This window comes from Ulvibacter litoralis (assembly GCF_900102055.1).
GTDB classification, from domain to species: domain Bacteria; phylum Bacteroidota; class Bacteroidia; order Flavobacteriales; family Flavobacteriaceae; genus Ulvibacter; species Ulvibacter litoralis.
This window is the reverse complement of the sequence record NZ_FNBA01000003.1, coordinates 15,932-31,923: the sequence shown is the minus strand read 5'-3', so window position 1 is coordinate 31,923 and position 15,992 is coordinate 15,932. Positions and strand designations below refer to the sequence as shown.

The 15,992-nt window shown below is 36.7% G+C and carries 15 protein-coding genes; 8 read left to right on the top strand and 7 right to left on the bottom strand.

The features are described 5' to 3' along the window. Positions 1-13 precede the first annotated feature (13 nt). Positions 14-319 (top strand): rhodanese-like domain-containing protein, encoded by a 306-nt coding sequence (locus tag BLQ00_RS10200; RefSeq protein WP_093144020.1) that lies wholly within the window; start codon positions 14-16, stop codon positions 317-319. Here BLQ00_RS10200 and BLQ00_RS10195 read toward each other — a convergent pair. Together BLQ00_RS10195 and BLQ00_RS10190 are read right to left on the bottom strand one after the other, a co-directional pair. Next, complete coding sequence (locus tag BLQ00_RS10195; protein ID WP_093144019.1) at positions 314-928, bottom strand: DUF4230 domain-containing protein; 615 nt, start codon at positions 926-928, stop codon at positions 314-316. The genes BLQ00_RS10200 and BLQ00_RS10195 overlap by 6 nt on opposite strands. A gap of 83 nt (positions 929-1,011) precedes the next feature. Continuing rightward, a complete protein-coding gene (locus tag BLQ00_RS10190) occupies positions 1,012-1,239 on the bottom strand; it encodes a hypothetical protein (RefSeq protein WP_093144018.1) in 228 nt (75 codons plus the stop codon). A 332-nt stretch (positions 1,240-1,571) separates the two neighbouring features. Here BLQ00_RS10190 and BLQ00_RS10185 point away from each other — a divergent pair, with 332 nt between their 5' ends. Further along, on the top strand, positions 1,572-2,342 hold the full coding sequence (locus BLQ00_RS10185) for a hypothetical protein (RefSeq protein WP_093144017.1): 771 nt from the start codon (positions 1,572-1,574) through the stop codon (positions 2,340-2,342). A gap of 8 nt (positions 2,343-2,350) precedes the next feature. Then, entirely contained in the window at positions 2,351-2,965 is a 615-nt protein-coding gene (locus tag BLQ00_RS10180) for a deoxynucleoside kinase (RefSeq protein ID WP_093144016.1), read from the top strand. 171 nt (positions 2,966-3,136) lie between these two features. Here BLQ00_RS10180 and BLQ00_RS10175 read toward each other — a convergent pair whose 3' ends face one another. From BLQ00_RS10175 to BLQ00_RS10155, 5 genes are all read right to left on the bottom strand, one after another. Next, positions 3,137-5,569 carry a sodium-translocating pyrophosphatase gene (locus BLQ00_RS10175; protein ID WP_093144014.1) on the bottom strand — a complete coding sequence of 811 codons (2,433 nt, stop codon included), beginning with the start codon at positions 5,567-5,569 and terminating at the stop codon, positions 3,137-3,139. 114 nt (positions 5,570-5,683) lie between these two features. Next, positions 5,684-6,211, bottom strand: coding sequence for an inorganic diphosphatase (locus BLQ00_RS10170; RefSeq protein ID WP_093144013.1), 528 nt, complete (start codon positions 6,209-6,211; stop codon positions 5,684-5,686). A gap of 181 nt (positions 6,212-6,392) precedes the next feature. Then, positions 6,393-7,190 (bottom strand): M23 family metallopeptidase, encoded by a 798-nt coding sequence (locus BLQ00_RS10165; protein ID WP_139149387.1) that lies wholly within the window; start codon positions 7,188-7,190, stop codon positions 6,393-6,395. Between the two features lie 75 nt (positions 7,191-7,265). Then, positions 7,266-9,758, bottom strand: coding sequence for a DUF5686 family protein (locus BLQ00_RS10160; protein WP_093144010.1), 2,493 nt, complete (start codon positions 9,756-9,758; stop codon positions 7,266-7,268). Positions 9,759-9,885: 127 nt separating this feature from the next. Beyond that, positions 9,886-10,866, bottom strand: coding sequence for a pyruvate dehydrogenase complex E1 component subunit beta (locus BLQ00_RS10155; RefSeq protein WP_093144008.1), 981 nt, complete (start codon positions 10,864-10,866; stop codon positions 9,886-9,888). Positions 10,867-11,070: 204 nt separating this feature from the next. On the opposite strand from BLQ00_RS10155, the gene BLQ00_RS10150 reads away from it, so the two are divergent. From BLQ00_RS10150 to BLQ00_RS10130, 5 genes are all read left to right on the top strand, one after another. Beyond that, on the top strand, positions 11,071-11,811 hold the full coding sequence (locus BLQ00_RS10150; protein WP_093144653.1) for an electron transfer flavoprotein subunit beta/FixA family protein: 741 nt from the start codon (positions 11,071-11,073) through the stop codon (positions 11,809-11,811). A 66-nt stretch (positions 11,812-11,877) separates the two neighbouring features. Next, complete coding sequence (locus tag BLQ00_RS10145) at positions 11,878-12,843, top strand: electron transfer flavoprotein subunit alpha/FixB family protein (RefSeq protein ID WP_093144007.1); 966 nt, start codon at positions 11,878-11,880, stop codon at positions 12,841-12,843. Between the two features lie 84 nt (positions 12,844-12,927). After that, positions 12,928-13,557 (top strand): bifunctional nuclease family protein, encoded by a 630-nt coding sequence (locus tag BLQ00_RS10140; protein ID WP_093144006.1) that lies wholly within the window; start codon positions 12,928-12,930, stop codon positions 13,555-13,557. Between the two features lie 56 nt (positions 13,558-13,613). Then, positions 13,614-15,326: a NupC/NupG family nucleoside CNT transporter gene (locus BLQ00_RS10135; protein ID WP_093144004.1), complete on the top strand. Its 1,713-nt coding sequence runs from the start codon at positions 13,614-13,616 to the stop codon at positions 15,324-15,326. Positions 15,327-15,434: 108 nt separating this feature from the next. Further along, positions 15,435-15,962 carry a hypothetical protein gene (locus BLQ00_RS10130; RefSeq protein ID WP_093144003.1) on the top strand — a complete coding sequence of 176 codons (528 nt, stop codon included), beginning with the start codon at positions 15,435-15,437 and terminating at the stop codon, positions 15,960-15,962. Positions 15,963-15,992: the final 30 nt, after the last annotated feature.

The following is a 15,992-nucleotide window of genomic DNA, read 5'->3' as shown; positions in this document are numbered from 1 at the left end:
TCGGGCATTACATATGGGACTACTCGATTTTTTATTCGGAAACAAAGGTGCAAAAATCAACGATTTTAAAAGCAGAGGCGCCATCATTGTAGATGTGCGGTCTAAAGCGGAATACGAAGGTGGTGCAATTCCGGGGTCCAAAAACATTCCGTTGCAAACTATAAATTCGAAAGTTTCGGAAATTAAAAAATGGAACAAACCAGTGATTCTATGCTGTGCTAGCGGAATGCGAAGTGGAAGTGCTACGGCTGTTTTAAAAAGCAATGGCATCGAGGCAATGAACGGTGGCGGTTGGTTTAGCTTGAGTAAAAAGCTATAATTTTAAGGTTTGCAAATCGTTTTCTTCGGAAATGGTTTGCGAATTATACTGCAGTGTCCACCCCATCGAATTGGTTAAAATATAAATTTTCTGAAGCTCAGAGATAAGTCTGTTTTGTGCATTCGTTTTAAGATCGGACGCAAGAATCTTTTTGCGGAGTGAAGCCTCAATCCGCTTTTTAATTTTGTTATAATCGGATGCTTCAAACTGATTAAAATACCCATTTTCAATATCGTAGTATTCAATATTAGGGTTAATGTTTAACTCTGGTTCTGGAATATGGGTAATAGTCACCGTTTTTGAAGCTTCATCAATTTTAGTTTCCACTTTACTCAGATCATAGGCGATGGTTGCTTTGGCATTTACAACAACCAATGCTTTTTTGCTGGAAGAAAAGAAATCGAAGTATAGTTTTTCAGAATCTTTATAACTAAAAACCTGCGCATAAGAACCTTCGGTAACGATTAGCTTCCCAACATTTTTTAGTTGTTGTTCTAGCAAAGCTGTATTGGCTTCTAACTGCTCGCGTTGGTCTTTTTGGTAATCGCAATATCGCAATCCGAAAACAAGAACCAAAGCGATGACAATTCCGAAGAGAATATTACGCATTTCTTTTTTTTTTAGGAAAGATACTGAAAGTTTTACGTAAAAAAAGAACGCAATACGAATGTGTGAAATTAAAAATTGGAAGGTTAACGTAGAAACGAACCGTCCATCGCATTTATTGAATGGCTGATAAAATCGGCATTATCGGCAAATAGATCTACTGCTTTTTTATAAGGAGATTCGATGTAATCTGGTTGCCAAAAATTTATGGGAACACCTTGAGGAATAATAAAGTTATTGGCAGGAATCTTTGTTTTTAGCAAAGGAGTTTTAACCAACGGTTTTATTTGTTCTTCAACTTCTGTGGCAATCATAATGGTGGTGTTAAGTTAGTGTATTTAAGAGCTGTACTTCAATAAACGCACCAAACATTCATTTTTTAAAAAACACCCGTAAAAAAAGTGTTTCAAATTGTGACGAAGGTAGTTTAATTACAACCTGTAAATATCATTACACAATTAAGTTAAAGTTACTATTGAGTTAGGAAACTAAGGCAATACCTTCTTTAAAATAACCGTTACACAAAGTAAAACAGAAACCACAAACTATAAAAGAGGGCTATCCCTAGAATAAAAACAGGGTTTTCCCCTTTGTTTGCCAATAAAATACTCGTTTTTAATACACATTTAGTACCTTGTAACGCTCTATGAAGCACTTATTTTTTCTATTTTTTTTTACGCAACTCGTTTTAGGACAAGAATTTACAGCTGTTACTAAAACACCACTTGTTGCTTCCAGTTTTATAGGAATTGACTCTTACCAAAACAGCTACTTTGTAAAAGACCGTGTGCTTCATAAGGAAGGACCCGACGGCTCTTTCGTTTTTAACGACTTACAATTAGGAAATATCACCTCGGCAGATATTATAAATCCGTTGAAGATTGTCCTTTTTTACGAAGACACCAATACAGTTGTTTTACTAGACAACAAACTAAACGCCATTGAGCGCATTAACTTCAATACGCTTCCCGAATTTATTAACGTTAGCACCGCTACAAATGCAGGAAACAATCGGCTTTGGATTTTCAATATAGACACCCAACAATTAGAGCTATACAACTATCGCGACCAGCGTAAAGTTACCGTATCACAACCTTTTGCTGGAAAACTACTTGCACAATCCAGCAATTTTAATTACTGTGCAGTACTCACCGAACAAAAAGTTAGAATTTTTAATAGTTACGGTAGTCTTCTTTCTGAAAAAGCTTCAGATGGATATCAAAATCTCGCCCTACAGGATACCAATTTGTTAGTCACAAAGGGGTCCGAATTATTTTTAATTACCGAAAATTCCGAAGCACCCATAAAACTACCGGTCTTCGAAAAGGCTCCAAAAGACTTGTACCTTACGAAGGATTTCTTGTATATTTATGACGGAAATAATTTACACACCTTTTCAATCAAGAACCCAAAGTAACAATACTTATGCACGTTGCAATTGCAGGAAATATAGGCTCAGGAAAAACAACCTTAACACGTTTGTTAGCCAAACATTATAAATGGCAACCCCATTTTGAAGACGTAGAAGACAATCCCTATTTGGACGACTTTTACAATCAAATGGAGCGCTGGTCATTCAATTTACAAATTTACTTTTTAAACAGTCGCTTCCGTCAAATACTCGACATTCGTGAAACTGGTAAAAAAGTAATTCAGGATCGTACCATTTACGAAGACGCGTACATCTTTGCTCCCAATTTACACGCGATGGGATTAATGACCAATCGTGATTTCGAAAACTACCGCTCCCTTTTCGATTTAATGGAAAGCGTGACCGAAGGACCCGATTTACTTATTTACTTACGCAGTTCGATTCCAAATTTGGTGAGCCAAATACACAAGCGTGGGCGCGACTACGAGAACTCTATTAGCATCGACTACCTAAGCAGGCTAAACGAGCGTTACGAGGCTTGGATTCACGGCTACGACAAAGGAAATTTGATCATACTCGATGTAGATCATTTAGATTTTGTTGACAACCCAGAACATCTGGGACAAATCATTAACAAAATAGACGCCGAACTTCACGGATTGTTTTAATTGACTACAAATAATATTTTTTAGGGCGTTTCCTGTTTGCCAACAGGCCGGGCTTTCGCAGTCGCTTTCCTAAATGCTTCGCGGCAAGCTCCAACAATCGCTCTATCCCTAACGCAAAAAAGTCTGTTCAGTAACTGAACAGACTTTTTTAATATCTAGTTTTAAAGAAACTTACATATTTCTCAAAGCTTTTAATTCAGCTTCTACCTCATCTTCGGTTCCTTTAAACGTTTTTGTTTCTGTTGTGGTCTCACCATCTTTTGTAGTTTCAATGGTAACCTCAGCAGTTGTTACATCACCATCTACCGACATTTTCACCATAACTTCCTTAGAAACTTCAGTTAAACCAGCAGCATCCATTTCATCGGCTTGCTTGTTTGTTAGTCTGGTTTCATTTCCATCTTCATCTATAGAGATAATCTCTTCCGTAGTAGTATCAGAATGAGCCATAGAACCGTGTCCACCTAAAATTGGTGCAATGACCAATCCAACCAAACAAGTCAATTTAATTAAAATATTCATTGAAGGTCCAGACGTATCTTTAAATGGATCACCAACAGTATCTCCAGTAACGGCTGCTTTATGTGCATCACTTCCTTTGTAGGTCATTTCTCCATTAATCATTACACCAGCCTCAAACGACTTTTTAGCGTTGTCCCAAGCACCTCCAGCATTATTTTGGAAAATAGCCCACATTACACCACTTACACAAACTCCAGCCATATACCCTCCTAAAGGTTCTGCTCCAAAAATTAAACCAATGATAATTGGTGTAATAATGGTAAGCAATCCTGGTAAAATCATTTCCTTTAAAGCCGCTTTTGTCGAAATATCAACACACTTAGCATATTCTGGCGTTCCTGTTCCTTCCATAATTCCAGGAATTTCACGGAACTGACGACGTACTTCTTGTACCATTTCCATCGCAGCTTTTCCTACCGACTTCATTGCCATTGCAGAAAACACTACCGGAATCATTCCACCCACAAATAGCATCGCTAACACATCAGCTTTAAAAATATTAATTCCGTCAATTCCTGTAAATGTTACATACGCCGCAAACAATGCCAAAGCTGTTAACGCTGCCGAAGCAATCGCAAACCCTTTCCCAACTGCCGCTGTTGTATTACCTACTGAATCTAATATATCGGTACGCTCACGAACGTGAGGCTCTAAGTCACTCATTTCAGCTACACCTCCTGCATTATCTGCAATAGGTCCGAAAGCATCAATCGCTAACTGCATAGCTGTTGTAGCCATCATTGCTGATGCCGCTAACGCAACACCGTAAAATCCTGCCAACTCATACGATCCGTAAATCGCAGCTGCAAATAATAATACTGAAGAAAATGTAGAATACATCCCTACAGCCAAACCTGCAATTATATTTGTAGCAGCTCCAGTAGAAGAATTTGTTACAATATCCATTACCGGCTTTTTCCCTAAACTTGTATAATACGCAGTTACCATAGAAATTAACGCTCCTACAGCCAGACCAATACAAGCAGCCCAGAATACATTCATAGAAGAAATTTCTTTATAGCCTTCGCCAAAGAACTTCATATTCATCGTTTCTGGCAACATCCATTTAATTAAGAAATAACTAGCAATTAACGTTAAAATAATAGCCACCCAATTTCCTGTATCTAATGCTTTTTGAACTTGAGATTCTTTCGCTTCGTTGTTTTTAATACTAACAAAGAAAGTTCCAATAATAGAGGCTAAAATTCCGACCCCAGCTATAACAATAGGAAGCAAGATTGGCCCCATATTATTAAAGTTATCTGTAAACTGATTTGCCAACGACATATCCCTAATCACATAGTTTCCAAGAACCATTGCTGCCAATACTGTCGCAACATACGATCCGAATAAATCGGCTCCCATTCCGGCAACATCTCCTACATTATCTCCAACGTTATCTGCAATAGTTGCAGGGTTACGAGGATCATCTTCTGGAATTCCTGCTTCTACTTTACCTACTAAATCGGCACCAACATCGGCTGCTTTGGTATAAATACCTCCACCCACACGTGCAAATAAAGCAATAGACTCAGCTCCTAAAGAGAATCCCGCAAGGGTTTCTAGAACAATCGTCATGTTATCATAAAAATTCCCTTCGGTTCCCATAAATTGACTTAAGAAAAACAAAAAGAACAAACTCAATCCTAGTACTGCCAATCCAGCAACACCAAGACCCATTACAGTACCTCCTCCGAAAGAGACTTTTAACGCTTGAGGCAAACTTGTTTTAGCAGCTTCTGCAGTACGCGAATTTGCTTCGGTAGCAATACGCATCCCAATATTTCCTGCCAAGGCAGAGAAAATTGCACCACATAAAAAAGCAGGAACAATCATCCAACTTGTAGATTCTACCATGGTAGACACTAAAAATAATAATGCCGCAGCTATTACTGAGAAAATTAAAAGCAAACGATACTCGGCATTCAAAAAGGCTAAAGCACCTTCTTTAATACTCTTTGAAATAAACTGCATACGCTCACTTCCAGGGTTTTGCTTTTGCACCCAGCTTCTTTTAACAAGCATAAATAGGAGACCTACAACTGAAAGCGCTATTGGTACGTAAATAATGTTCTGTTCCATATGGTTTTTTAGTTTTAATTATGTTTGATGCTAAAGTAACAAAAAAGGAATAAAACAAAAAAAGCAATAACCCTTTGAGAATTATTGCTTTAAAACAGTGTGTTTTTATGTATTTTAACGGATACTCACTTCTTTAAAAGGAACATCACTTTCTCTAAAACGATCGATGCATTTTGCCACAATCCCCTTAGCCTCAACAACATCTCCCCAGCCACCAACATCTACTCTCTTCTCTTCTAAATCTTTATACACTTGAAAGAAATGTTCAATTTCTTTAATTAAATGCGGATTTAAATCTGAAAGATCTTCAACTGTATTTGCGATAGGATCGCTAACAGGCACACAAATTACTTTTTCATCTGGCCCTTTTTCGTCTGCCATATGAAAAACGCCAATAGGTTTTACTTCAATAACACATCCAGGAAATGTAGGTTCAGTTACCAATACTAAAACATCTAATGGATCTCCATCTAATGCCAATGTTTCTGGAACGAAACCATAATCGGCAGGATACATCATCGATGAAAAGATCATGCGATCGTATCGTATTTTTTTTAATTCAAAATCGTACTCGTACTTGTTTCTACTTCCTTTTGGAATCTCTATCAACACATCAAATGTGTTTATTTTGTCTGCGGTCATCTTTACCTATATTTTATTCTGAAATAATTCTAATTCACACAAAACAAAAGCTTCTCTTAAAATATATTTCGTTCTATGGGGGTGCAAAAGTACGTAAATTGATGGAGATGGAAACTATAAGAAGAAGGAAAAATTACCTTACCCCTTAAAAAATGCTCTAGACAGAAGCTTTTTAACACTACTAATAATTACGGAAATAGCGCTGAGAAGTATTTAAAATTGAATGGTCTTGGCCATCATCAATTAAAAAATTTGTTTTAAGTGTTTGCGGACCCTTTACGGTTAGCTTATACACTTCAATATGCAACGTCCCTCCATTTGTCCTACCCACATTCCCACTATACCCAATGTGCTGCCCTATAGCTATGGCATCACCGGTTGAAATTACTGCCCCATTTTGTCTTATATGTGCGTATTTTGCAAATGTACCGTCTGGATGATACACCAATATATAATTATCGTATTCTTCACAATTAGCGGCACTACAGGAAGTGTTATTTTCTTGCACCACTTCTACAACAGTACCTTCTCTGGCAGCGTAAATCTGCGTCCCTTCAGACATTTCAAAATCGATTGCATATGTATTTTGATGCGAAAAAGAACCTAAATACCCTTGCTTTACACGAAATGAACTTCCTTTTTTAAAAGGTAAATAATACAGAAATCCAGCATCGTAACTTTCCAAAGAAAAATCTCCGAAAATAAGTTTCTTAGTATAGGTGAAACTGTATAAATCCAATCGATTTATCACAACGACATCTAATATTTTATGTTTTGTTACATTAGGAGGAACAACATTTGTCAAACGATCGCCATCGGCAAGTTTCATGTTTATAAGATCTAATTCAACTTGAACAGTTATAGGACATAATTCTTCATTATCTGCAAACAAGGCATATCCATCGGACGTATATTCATAATACACCGAAGCATTGGGATTGGCAAACAGCAAAACATACTGAGTGCAAAAAATAAACAAGATAGCTACTTTCTTTAAAATTTTGTAAGGTTTTGGAAATTAATATCTTAAACCTTAAATATAGCAGAAAAAAGTTTAAAACACAAACTGGAAGGTTCCTGTAACTCCAAAAGGACGTGCCTCCGGATTCTCGAGATAGTTTCCTCTGAAGTTAAAGTCCAATCGGAATATTTTAAAAATATTACCAACTCCCACACTCCATTCCCAGTAGATATCTTCGGGAGATTTATACACAATATTAGAGGCATTTAAAGCAATATTTTCTTCTGAAATATCACCATAAACCGCTCGAAAACCGATTATCTCTCTAAGATTCAGTTTCCGAATTAAAGGGATTCTTTGAAAGATACGTCCGCCAAAATTATGCTGTAAATGAACAGAAGCATACGTATCGCTTACAAACTCGTAATAATCTAACTGTGAAAAACTATTATAAACACTAAAGTACGTTTGGTTTCCAGGAATTGGATTCAACAAACTTAAAGGTACTTGTCCAAATGTTTTCCCCACCTCAACGGTTGAGTACAAACGACCAAGACCTCCAATATTCCATGGCTGAACATACAATGCTTGTAACCGCTCATAATCAAAATCGCCGTTCATAATTCCCTTTAATCCCTTTGAATATCCAAGAAAAAACGTAGGAAACTGCCCTGTATTAATAACGGTACGTTCTACACCATATCCTGATGTTTTTCGGCCTGGCGTATAATTAAAACTCAATTCAATTTCAGGCTGTTTAATTTCATCCCTTACTGCACCCGTATCTACTCCATCTTCAAACACTTTGTAATTGATGCTAAATGTTTCCGTAGCCGATTTTAAAGTACGGTAAGATGCTGTTAACCGAACATTAAAATCTTTACTAGGCTCTACCTCGAGTCCGAAAGTACTTAAATTTATTCGTGTCAATCGATCATTTGCTCCTACTGAAACTAAAGAAGACGAAGCCAAACTTCGACCTAACACATCGGTACTATTTGTTAAACTTGCTCCTGTTTGCTCTACATCTCGTCTATTACCTCCAAAAACAATTAAACGCGACTTCCGATCCAATAAATATTTTCCTGAAATACCGTATTTAAATCGGTTGTCTTTAAAACCATAGGCTCCAAAACCTTCCAAACGCCAACGGTCATTCTGGCTAAAATAGGTACGTCCTCCCAATCGTATTCGCATCCCTTCCGCTTCATTAAAACCGAAAATTGAGAACACAGGACCAATGTCAAAGTTATTCACTTCATAATAGCCTGAGGCTAACACGGACCCTACATTGTATAAGGTTTTAAATCGACGTACTGTTTTTAAGGTGTCTAGCATTTTATAGACTCCCTTTTCGTCTTTATTTAAATTTTCTAAACGGCGTTCTTCCCAAAAATCATCTGGACGATTGTAAACTTCGTATTGATAGGGATCTACTTGTCCGCTGTAAAACTTTTTCTCTTTAGGAACATCAAACGCATAGTTATTATAGAGTGTTGTACGTTTTCCGTAGATACCTTGTGCTTCTTCTTTTTTTCTGAAACTGAAATCACTCATAAAGTAATCTCTGGTAATTAAGAAAATAGAATCATTTAATACATCAAACTCTTGTTCGATATACACTTCACGAACCCAGTTTAAATTGGCACTCTTGGACGCCTGAAGGTTAATTTCTTTGATAGCCCAAGTAGAATCATTTACCCAAAAATCTCCTTTAAAAGTAAGTTCATTTTTACGTCTTGGATAGTACACAATATTGTAGCACCATTTGTTATCACGATACGCACTGTCTAAAAGCACATAGTTATAAACATCAATTCCTGTTCTAGACAACGGACTGGTAAACGCTTTGTCGAAAAATTTTAAGTAGTTATCGTACACATCGTACTCACTATACAAATCTTTCAAATAAGCGATAAGTGTATTGTTATTATCAAATCCAGAGTTTTTATTCCCTTCTAAAACCTCTTTCTCTTCTTTGAGAAGATTATCACCATACACTTTTGAAAAGGCTTCATTTATAAAAATTGGCAAATACGTATTCCCCGTAATATTTGAAGTGTCTGTTTGATCAAAAATAAACTCCATTCCCTTAAAAATCTTACTTTTTATAAGTGAACTATCGATGGTATTGATATCAAACTCTAGCTTTTCGTACTTATCGTAGGTGTATTGCTTAAATTTCTTTACACCGTTTTCTCTACGGTTCTCCCAAATTTTCCGAAGAATATCAATGGCTGGATTGTTCTTTTTAGACTGTTTCCCACTGTACACCACAACCTCATCTAAAGAAGATGCTTCTTCTTCTAACACAATGACTAACTTATAAGTGGTGCGTTGTCCAAGGGTAATTTCTTTGGTTTGATAGCCTACGAAGGAAAAAGCAACAGTACTGTAGTTTTCGTCACTTTCTAAATAAAAACGTCCTTCTTCGTTTGAGATAGTCCCTTCATTTGAGTCCTTAAAAATAACATTTGCAAATGCTACCGGTTCTCCAAATTCATCTTTTATTTCACCACTCACTTTTGTTTGAGCCAACAGTATTGTTGTAAAAAAAAGAAAAAGTAAGGCTATAAGATGTTTCATAGGGCTAAATAGGGTAAAACAACAGTTGTTTTTAAGAGGCTTTATAATAAAACGCAAGTGTTTTTTACTTTGGTATAAAACGTAAAGTAGAAAACACTTGCCAATCCTCTATACTATAATAAGTAATCTATTCTTTGTAGAGAACTTTTTTAACAGCTTTCACTACGTCCTCACTATTTGGCAACCACTCTTTTAATAATCCCGGAGAATATGGAGTTGGTGTGTCGGCAGTATTAATTTTAATAATTGGTGCGTCTAAGTAGTCGAATATCTGACTTTGAACTTGGTATGTAATTTCGGTTGCAACATTTCCAAACGGCCATGCTTCTTCTAAAACTACCAATCTGTTGGTTTTTTTAACAGACTCTAAAATTGTATTGTGATCCATTGGTCTAACGGTTCGCAAATCGATGATTTCACATTCGATTCCTTCTTTTGCCAATGCTTCAGCTGCTGTGTATGCTTCTTTGATTATTTTTCCGAAGGAAACAATTGTTACATCCGTCCCTTTTCTTTTAACATCAGCAACTCCTAATGGAATTAAATATTCTCCTTCAGGCACTTCACCTTTATCACCATACATCTGCTCACTTTCCATGAAAATTACAGGATCGTTATCACGAATAGCACTTTTCAACAATCCTTTTGCATCTGCTGGATTACTAGGCACTACCACTTTAAGACCCGGCGTGTTTGCAAACCAACTTTCAAAAGCCTGGGAGTGTGTTGCTCCTAATTGTCCTGCAGAAGCCGTTGGCCCACGAAATACGATCGGACAATTAAACTGCCCACCCGACATTTGTCTAATCTTAGCAGCATTATTTATTATTTGATCGATCCCCACTAATGAGAAGTTAAACGTCATATACTCAACTATAGGGCGATTTCCGTTCATTGCCGAACCTATCGCTACTCCTGAAAAACCAAGTTCTGCAATAGGAGTATCAATTACTCTTTTTGCACCAAACTCGTCTAACATTCCTTTACTGGCTTTATAAGCACCATTGTATTCGGCAACTTCTTCACCCATTAAATATATACTTTCATCGCGACGCATTTCTTCACTCATCGCTTCGCAAATGGCTTCTCTAAATTGTAAGGTCTTCATATTTTAATATCAATTATATATTCTGAAAAGTATTTCAGGAAAACAAAAATACTATTATTTATAAGTGGGCAAGTCTTTTTTTTAAGTTTTAGCATAAATTTATTATGCATGCATAGCAAAATTAGGAATTATATCAGTATATTCGCATCGTTAAATTTGAAGCTTACAGCCTATAAAAGCTTTCACTCAAAATACAATATAGATATGAAAATATTAGTGTGTATAAGTCACGTACCAGACACTACTTCAAAAATCAACTTCACCGATAGTGATACTAAATTTGATACCAACGGAGTACAGTTTGTAATTAATCCTAATGATGAGTTTGGATTAACCCGTGCAATGTGGTTTAAAGAAAAACAAGGTGCAACAGTTCATGTTGTCAATGTTGGAGGACCCGAAACAGAACCTACGCTTCGAAAAGCATTAGCAATTGGAGCAGACGAAGCAATTCGTGTAAATACAGCTGCTACCGATGGTTATTCGGTTGCGAAACAATTGGCTTCTGTTGTAAAAGATGGAGGGTATGATCTTGTAATTGGAGGTCGTGAATCTATTGATTACAATGGAGGAATGGTACCAGGAATGCTTGCAAAGCTAACTGGAGCTAATTTTGTAAACACATGTATTAGCCTTGAAGTAGAAGGCGATGCAGTAACTGCTATTCGTGAAATAGACGGTGGTAAAGAAACCTTAAGCACCTCACTTCCGTTGGTTGTTGGTGGTCAAAAAGGATTGGTAGAAGAAAGTGATCTTCGCATTCCAAACATGCGTGGTATTATGCAAGCGCGTAGTAAGCCACTTACTGTAAAAGAGCCTGTTGCAAGTGCTTCTGAAACAAAAACGGTTTCTTTTGAAAAACCAGCTCCAAAAGGTGCTGTAAAGTTAGTGGACAATGTAGATGATTTAATCAATCTACTTCACAACGAAGCAAAAGTAATTTAATCAAAATCTAAAATTCAACCTGAATACCATTCGCTGAAAAGCCGGTATTTATAATTTTGAAAAAACATGGTATTAGTATATACAGAATCCGAAGGCGGAAAGTTTAAAAAAGTAGCATTAGAAGCAGTGTCGTACGCAAAAGGAATTGCAGACGCACTAGGAACTTCTGTTACTGCAGTAGCCATTAATGGTGGTGATGCTTCCGAATTAGGAACATACGGAGCTTCTAAAGTATTAGAAGTAAACAACGATACATTGGCAAACTTCAATGCAGATGCTTACGCAGATGTTATTGCTCAAGCTGCCAAAAAAGAAGACGCTAAAGTAGTAGTACTTACTGCGAGCGTAAACAGTAAATTTACAGCACCATTAGTGGCTGTAAACCTAGAAGCTGGTTATGTTTCTAACGTAACAGCATTGCCTTCTAGCACTGCTCCTTTTACAGTTAAACACAGTGTTTTTACAAACAAAGCGTTTTCAAACACTGAAATTACAACAGACGTAAAAATCATCGGATTGGCTAAAAACGCGTACGGACTTAAAGAAAATGCAACTACTGCAACTTCGGAAAGTTTCGCACCAACTCTTGCTTCGGAAGATTTTTCAGTAAATGTTGTTTCTGTAGACAAAGCGACAGACAAAGTTACTATTGCAGATGCAGAAATAGTAGTCTCTGGAGGTCGTGGATTAAAAGGTCCTGAAAACTGGGGAATGATTGAAGAACTTGCCGGAATTTTAGGAGCAGCAACTGCTTGTTCTAAACCCGTAAGTGATTTAGGATGGAGACCTCACAGCGAACACGTAGGGCAAACAGGAAAACCTGTTGCATCTAACTTATACATTGCAATTGGAATCTCTGGAGCAATTCAGCACTTAGCAGGTATTAATGCTTCTAAAGTAAAAGTTGTGATCAATTCTGACCCAGAAGCACCATTTTTTAAAGCGGCTGATTATGGGATTGTTGGCGATGCCTTCGAAGTGATTCCACAACTCAACGAAAAATTAAAAGCCTTTAAGGCTCAAAACGCATAATTTTTGTTACTTTGTGCCTTAATATTAAAGGGCTGTTTAAAGTAGGAAACGTCCTAATTTAAACAGCTTTTTTGTTTTTGAAATATGAGTTTAGTTAGACTTAACATAAAGGGAATATCATACAGCCAAACACAAAATGGAGCCTATGCGCTTATTTTGAGTGAAGTTGGAGGCGACCGTAAATTGCCTATTATCATTGGTGCTTTTGAAGCTCAATCTATTGCTATTGCACTAGAAAAGGAAATAAAACCTCCTAGACCACTTACCCACGATTTATTTAAAAATTTCTCAGATCGGTTTGATATTGTAGTAAAGCAAGTTATTATTCACAAATTAGTGGATGGCGTTTTTTATTCTAGTATAATTTGCGAACGCGACAAAATTGAAGAAATTATAGACGCTAGAACTAGCGATGCTATTGCACTTGCCCTTCGTTTTAAAGCGCCTATTTTTACGTACAAAAACATTTTAGACAAAGCAGGAATCTTTTTAAAGACCTCTTCTAAAAAGAAAAAAGAAGAAGTTTCAGAAGAAGATGAAGAAGCTGTAATTGAACAGCTAATCATGGGAAGCGACAAAGAATCCCTAAAGTCGACTGGCGAAAATTACAGCAAGTTCACCATAAAAGAATTAAATAAAATGCTCGATAAAGCAGTTGCAAACGAAGATTACGAAACTGCTGCCAGAATTCGAGATGAAATTTCAAAAAGATAAGGACAAATTACTCTTTGGACTGATTTACCTCAGCTTCAAAATGATTGCTACAGCTTATGAAGAAAGTTTTACTTATTGCCATCACATTTATTTTCTTCGGAAGTAGTTTTGGGCAAAACATTGAAAAAAACTGGAAATTTTCAGCCATAGAAAATACTACTGGCGAAACGATCCTCCCTATTAATTCTGAAAATGATGTCTTTTCATTTCAAGAAGGCGCCTTCGAATATAAAATTGAAGCAGAAAATAACATACATGCTACTGGAGATTACCTTTTTCAGAATAATGTATTAGTGCTTTTTCACAACACTCCAAACGACACCATACGCCGTTTTAGAGTTACCGAAGCTACAGATAGCACCTTAGTATTTTCAGAAAAAAATACAGTTTTTAAATTAAAAGAAAACACTCAAAAAACCCTAGTAAACCCAATTGCAGCCGATACCGCTGGGATAATTCCTGTGCAAGGTCTTACACTAAATAGTTTATGGAGAGGTGCGCTAGGAATGTTTTCCTTAATTTTTATTGCCTTTTTATTTAGTTCTAACCGAAAAGCCATCAACTGGAGAACGGTAGGGATTGGCTTGGCGTTTCAATTAATCATTGCAATTGGGGTTTTAAAAATTGAATTTATTAAATCTATCTTCGAATTTATTGGGAAGATATTTGTTAAAATTCTAGATTTCACACAAGCTGGAAGTAAGTTCCTTTTTGAAGGTTTAGTAGTGGATATGGATACCTTCGGATTTATTTTCGCCTTTCAAGTACTGCCAACGATTATATTCTTTTCAGCGCTAACCTCAGTATTATTTTACTTAGGGATTATCCAAAAAGTGGTAAAAGCAATGGGATGGCTCCTTTCTAAAGCCCTTAGAATCTCTGGTGCCGAAAGTTTAAGCGTAGCCGGAAATATCTTTTTAGGACAAACGGAAGCACCCCTTTTAATTAAAGCCTATCTAGAAAAAATGACCAAGTCGGAAATTCTATTGGTGATGATTGGTGGGATGGCAACTGTTGCAGGTGCTGTACTTGCAGCTTATATTGGATTTCTTGGAGGTGACGATCCAGTTTTAAGGCTCATATTCGCAAAGCATTTATTAGCTGCTTCTGTAATGGCGGCGCCAGGTGCTATTGTAGTTTCTAAAATATTATTTCCACAAACTGAAGAAATCAATACCGATGTAAAAGTTTCTTCTGAAAAAATTGGTTCAAACATTTTAGATGCGATCGCAAACGGTACTACTGAAGGTTTAAAACTTGCCGTTAATGTAGGTGCTATGCTTTTAGTTTTTGTGGCTTTTATCGCCATGTTTAATGGAATATTAGAATGGGTTGGCGAATTTACCACCATCAACAAATGGGTGGCAGCAAATTCATCGTACCCAAAACTATCGCTCGAAGCTGTATTAGGAACTATTTTTGCCCCTTTAATGTGGCTGGTAGGGGTTGCCAAAGAAGATATGATGATGATGGGACAGCTTTTAGGGATCAAGCTTGTAGCAAGTGAATTTGTTGGATACATTCAATTGGCCGATTTAAAGGACATTACCAACGTACGCCATTTAAAATACGAAAAATCAATTATCATGGCAACGTATATGCTATGTGGTTTTGCCAACTTTGCTTCTATCGGAATTCAAATTGGAGGAATTGGCTCATTAGCTCCTGGACAACGTAAAAACCTGTCTAAGTTTGGAATGAAAGCTTTATTAGGAGGAACCATTGCTTCCTTAATTTCAGCAGCAATTGCAGGGATGATTATTGGCTAAACAAATCATACTTAGCGATTACGATTTCTAGTATTTCTGAAAACTCTATGAAATCATAGAGCCTCAAAGCACTATAAAAACATACTTTTATGGGTATAACTTATAGTCATGGAATCTACACAAGCAATTGAAAAACTTTTCAAGGAAACCTTCGGAAACGTATATCTTTTTTATCGAGACACAACCTTAGACCCTTCATTGATTGCCAAGTACAAACCGTCTCAAATTATTATGGAGCGCGGGTTTACAGACATGGCTTCTTTTGCCAATGGTCTTTCCGATAATTGTAGATATACCATTGTTTCAGCTTCCGCAAAAAGCCTCCCACAATTTAATCCAGAGCTTCATGCCATTGGCGCTGCCATTCTACCAGCAGGCTCCTACTTTAAAGTTCTTGATGTATATACTATAGGAACTCAAACGCAAATAACACTACTTCAGTTTCCGAAGTATGGTCTCAACTTTTTAAAAGTCAATCAATTTAATGCCGAGAAAAAGATGAAATCACAGCTAAGGATACAGTTTGAACAAAAACTTAAAGAACCTATCTTGAAAGAAGGTGCTTCAACCGATTGGAAAAAGAGAACCTCTGCCCCTTTAGGAATGAGCGATGATGGTGTCTTTTTTCTAAATTAACACTTGTTATAAATTGGTTTTTTAACCCAA